At 43.6% G+C, this 4,120-nt stretch carries 4 protein-coding genes and 2 tRNA genes (1 of these 6 cut by a window edge); 5 read left to right on the top strand and 1 reads right to left on the bottom strand.

The window, feature by feature from the left end; genetic code table 11:
• Nucleotides 1-26 (top strand) — tRNA-Phe (locus GQY27_RS21565) (it extends 147 nt beyond the left edge of the window).
• Nucleotides 27-41: 15 nt separating this feature from the next.
• Nucleotides 42-114 (top strand) — tRNA-Phe (locus GQY27_RS20820).
• 614 nt (nucleotides 115-728) lie between these two features.
• Here the strand turns inward: GQY27_RS20820 and GQY27_RS20815 are convergent.
• Nucleotides 729-950 carry a helix-turn-helix domain-containing protein gene (locus GQY27_RS20815; RefSeq protein WP_047913631.1) on the bottom strand — a complete coding sequence of 74 codons (222 nt, stop codon included), beginning with the start codon at nucleotides 948-950 and terminating at the stop codon, nucleotides 729-731.
• Nucleotides 951-1,218: 268 nt separating this feature from the next.
• On the opposite strand from GQY27_RS20815, the gene GQY27_RS20810 reads away from it, so the two are divergent.
• The 3 genes from GQY27_RS20810 to nagA are packed head-to-tail and all read left to right on the top strand — an operon-like array spanning nucleotide 1,219 to nucleotide 3,993.
• A complete protein-coding gene (locus tag GQY27_RS20810; protein ID WP_160037180.1) occupies nucleotides 1,219-2,076 on the top strand; it encodes a MurR/RpiR family transcriptional regulator in 858 nt (285 codons plus the stop codon).
• A 5-nt stretch (nucleotides 2,077-2,081) separates the two neighbouring features.
• Nucleotides 2,082-2,807 carry a glucosamine-6-phosphate deaminase gene (nagB, locus tag GQY27_RS20805; RefSeq protein ID WP_160037179.1) on the top strand — a complete coding sequence of 242 codons (726 nt, stop codon included), beginning with the start codon at nucleotides 2,082-2,084 and terminating at the stop codon, nucleotides 2,805-2,807.
• A 1-nt stretch (nucleotide 2,808) separates the two neighbouring features.
• The gene (nagA, locus tag GQY27_RS20800; protein WP_160037178.1) at nucleotides 2,809-3,993 is read left to right on the top strand and encodes an N-acetylglucosamine-6-phosphate deacetylase; all 1,185 of its coding nucleotides are present in this window, start codon (nucleotides 2,809-2,811) and stop codon (nucleotides 3,991-3,993) included.
• Nucleotides 3,994-4,120: the final 127 nt, after the last annotated feature.

Genomic DNA, 4,120 nt, shown 5'->3' with positions numbered 1-4,120 from the left:
CGGCGGTTCGATTCCGTCCCGAACCATCTCTAAATAAATAAGGCTCGGTAGCTCAGTCGGTAGAGCATAGGACTGAAAATCCTAGTGTCGGCAGTTCGATTCTGTCCCGAGCCATTTATTAATACTAAACTATAAATGAGTGAGACTATGTTTATTGTTTCGTTAGAAATGACTTCGGAGCGTAAAAATCAGTTGCTTGATTGGATAAGTTTAAATGAAAAGGTTGAAGATGAGTATGATGCGGGATTGGGGGCGGGTCTCAATGGATGCTCGATAAGTTGGGATTAAGGAAATATCTCTACTCAGAGGCGGACATCACCTCTCCTATCATGATCGAGATTGTGGAGTTTCCAACAGCAAAAAGGGACAGTCTGGAGATATCTTAGAATACAAAAAGGACTAAGAAACTTAAATATCTTAGTATGATGTGAATAATAAAGCGGGAATTTTTTAATTGTAATCATAAAGAGGATCAATGTTCATTATACGTTCATTGATCTAATTGAATGGTGTATCCCTCAATAACTCCCATGTCCTCCATAAACAATTTACAAAGAGACCCTCTAAGACGCAGTATGGGTCTCTTTTTTTATAGATGATCTTGTTGATAACTACATAATTAAATCCTGTTTATAATTGCTAATCTCGTGTAACAAGTAAAGCCCTCTTCTTTCATCCCTAAGGACAAACGAAGAGGGCTATGACGAAAGAATAGAGCTTCTTTTTCGTCAAATTTTTAATTCTCCTAGCTTAATTAACTCTACTACCGCTTGTGAACGACCCTTAACATTGAGTTTCTGCATCACATTGGAAATATGATTGCGCACCGTTTTCTCGCTGATAAAAAGAAGTCCCGCGATATCACGCGTCGTTTTGTCCTGCACCAGAAGCTCAAATACTTCGCGTTCACGGTGGGTCAACAAAAATTTGCTCTTGTGGTCACCCTTCAATGTTCACCCCTCCTTGCCCGGGTTTGTATGGTGTAACAAGGTTAAGGGATACAGTCAAATCATCTTATGTAAAGTCACCTAGAATGGTTCGGTTTGTGCAAAATTTTGGGCTAATCCATTTATTAGTGGAATGTGTTACCGATATAACCCGAAACCTGGTTGATTTCACCATCTATAATGGATTATGATGAGTTGGCAGTAAAAATAATTTTCTTAAATAAATAGCTAATTTATTAAAATAATTTTCATATCGAGGTGGATTCAACCTATGGCAGCGATCTTACATGCGTTACTCCAAGAAATGGAGCAACTTCCTCCTCAAGAGAGAAGAATTGCCGAGGTCATTTTAGAATCCCCTTCTATGATCACGCGGTTATCTATTAAGGAACTCGCCGAAAGAAGTGGAACCAGCCCGGCAACAGTGACTCGGTTCTGTAAATCCAGGCATTTTCGAGGATTCCCAGATTTCAAAATGAAGCTTGCAGCAGAAACTTTTCAACATTCGGGTAATGAGGTGTATCAAGATATTATTGCAGGAAATTCACTTACTACGATTGTAGAAGCCATCGAAGCGAATCACTTAGCATCGATTACAGACACCACAAGACTGCTGGATATGGAACGTCTTGAGAAATCAATCCATCTGCTTTGCCGAGCAAGACGAGTGGATCTATACGGAGTGGCTACTTCATCGATCGTGACGCAGGACTTTTATCAGAAATTAATTCGAATTGGGGTTTCCTGTACCGCATTTTCCGACGGTCATATGCAGATTACATCTGCTTCGTCCCTGGGTGCTGAGGATGTTGCTTTTGCGGTTTCGTATTCAGGTGAGACGAAGGACACGATCGACGCGCTCGTTTGTGCGAAAGAACACGGAGCAAGCACGATTTCTCTTACTTCGTATGGACACAACACCCTTGCATCTGTCGCTGATATTCCCTTGTTTACTTCCTCACTCGAACAGGGGATGCGCCGAGGAGATATGGCTTCGCGTATCGCCTTGCTGCATGTGATTGATATTTTATTTACAGGCATGGTCAGTCAGGATTTTGAACGATTTGTTCCAAGACTAGATGGCTCTTATGAGCAAGTACAACGTGTGAAATTACGGAATGGAGGATGAATAAGATGAATATTAGAATTTTTGATCAAGAAAAAGAGCTTAACACAACCGGAGCAGAACTTATCGCATCACTTTTACAGAGTAAACCAAAAGCAGTACTCGGCCTTGCCACAGGGAGCTCACCTGTTGGAATTTATAATGAACTAATTGATATGTATAACCGCGGACTTGTCAGTTTTGCGGATACTTCTTCTTTTAATTTGGATGAGTATGTTGGGCTGCCTGTAAGTCACTCGGAAAGTTATCGCAGCTTCATGAATAGCAAGCTGTTTCATCATATAGATATCAAGATGGAGAATACACACGTACCTGATGGAAATGCAGCAGATTTGGCTGCAGAATGTGCGCGTTATGAGGAACTGCTCAGTAATCAGGGACCGGTAGATCTTCAGCTGCTCGGTATTGGACATAACGGACATATTGGATTTAATGAACCAGGAGCAAGTCTTACGGGAGGAACTCACGTGGTGAACTTGAAAGAGGAAACCCTGAAGGCGAATGCTCGTTTCTTCCCATCCGTTGAGGATGTGCCAAAACAAGCGATGACGATGGGGGTTGCCTCCATTCTCAAGGCGAAGCATATAGTACTTATAGCCCGTGGTGAGGATAAGGCTGAGATTATTCGCACGGCACTGACGGGTCCAATTACGACCGAATGTCCAGCATCTCTTTTGCAATGCCATCCAAATGTGACTGTTTTGCTGGACCGGGGGGCTGGGAGGTTCATGTAATATGATAAATCATAAAAACAGCTTGACCTCCATTTATGGAAATGTAGTAATGAAAGATGAGGTTCTAGAACGAGGCGCTGTAATTATACAAAATGATACAATCGTTTACGCAGGACCTGCCTCTGATATTCCCGATCGATGGACGGATGAACAAGGAGAAGTGATCCAGGGAAATGACGGATACATTGTTCCTGGCTTTATAGATATTCATGTTCACGGCGGCGGCGGGGAAGATTTTATGGATTCCTCAAAAGAGGTCTTAGACACGATTACTTCGTATCATGCTTCACAAGGGACGACAACCATGCTGGCAACAACGATGACGGCTCCCAAAGAATGGATTGATAAAGTTCTCCATGAAGTGAATGAATATCGCGCGCAGCCGATGCCTTATGCACAGCTGGCAGGAGTTCATCTAGAAGGTCCATTTATTAGCCCAAAATGGCCCGGTGCACAAAATCCAGAACATATTTCTCTGCCTGATGTGAACTGGCTTATTTCCTGGGAAAAGCTGTACCCAGGACTTATTCGCCAAGTTACCCTTGCTCCTGAGCGAGAAGGGGCGCACGAAGTGATTACATGGCTGCGAGAACAGCATATTACTGCTGCTCTAGGGCATACGGATGCTACTTATGAAGAAGTGGAAGCTGCCGTGGAAGTTGGACTTCATCACGCAGTTCATACATTTAATGCGATGACCCCGCTTCATCATCGTAAGCCCGGAACGGCAGGGGCAGTGTTAAGTGACCCGCGAATCAGTGCAGAAGTGATTGCCGATGGGATTCATGTGCACCCCGCTGCAGTATCTCTCATTGCACAGCTCAAAAGCAGTATTCACAAGCTGGTACTCATCACAGATGCCATGTCAGCTACGGGTCTTCCCGATGGAAATTATACATTAGGAGATTTGCCTGTTGTAGTAAAAGAGGGGGTAGCCCGGCTGGAAGATGGAATTACACTTGCAGGAAGTACGCTTACTATGATTCGAGGATTCCAGTTCCTAGTTAAGGAAGTGGGGCTGAGTATAGTAGAAGCTTCTCAGGCAGCAAGTCACAATCCGGCGAGCCTGCTTGGACTTCTTGATGTAACAGGTACAATTGAACAGGGGAAACAAGCCGATATTGTGCTGCTGGATTCTTCCCTAGAGCTTACAGATGTATGGATTAAAGGTTCGAAATTAAAATAAAAAGCAGGCTGGATTCGATCCAACCTGCTTCCTAAGAACTCAATTCGATTTCACTCGAATTGAGTTCTTTCTATGTGCGCCCGGCATGGGCGATAACTCGGCGGTGAAAGTCCGCTACAGGCTTGGC

This window comes from Paenibacillus sp. An7 (assembly GCF_009870785.1).
Classification (GTDB): domain Bacteria; phylum Bacillota; class Bacilli; order Paenibacillales; family Paenibacillaceae; genus Paenibacillus.
The sequence above is the reverse complement of the archived record's forward strand: the minus strand, read 5'-3'. Positions and strand labels throughout refer to the sequence as shown.

What these genes read in the sequence shown, in the direction of transcription:
- GQY27_RS20810 (WP_160037180.1), top strand. Translation starts at nt 1,219, where the DNA reads ATGGCAGCGATCTTACATGCGTTACTCCAAGAAATGGAGCAACTTCCT.
- nagB (WP_160037179.1), top strand. Translation starts at nt 2,082, where the DNA reads ATGAATATTAGAATTTTTGATCAAGAAAAAGAGCTTAACACAACCGGA.
- nagA (WP_160037178.1), top strand. Translation starts at nt 2,809, where the DNA reads ATGATAAATCATAAAAACAGCTTGACCTCCATTTATGGAAATGTAGTA.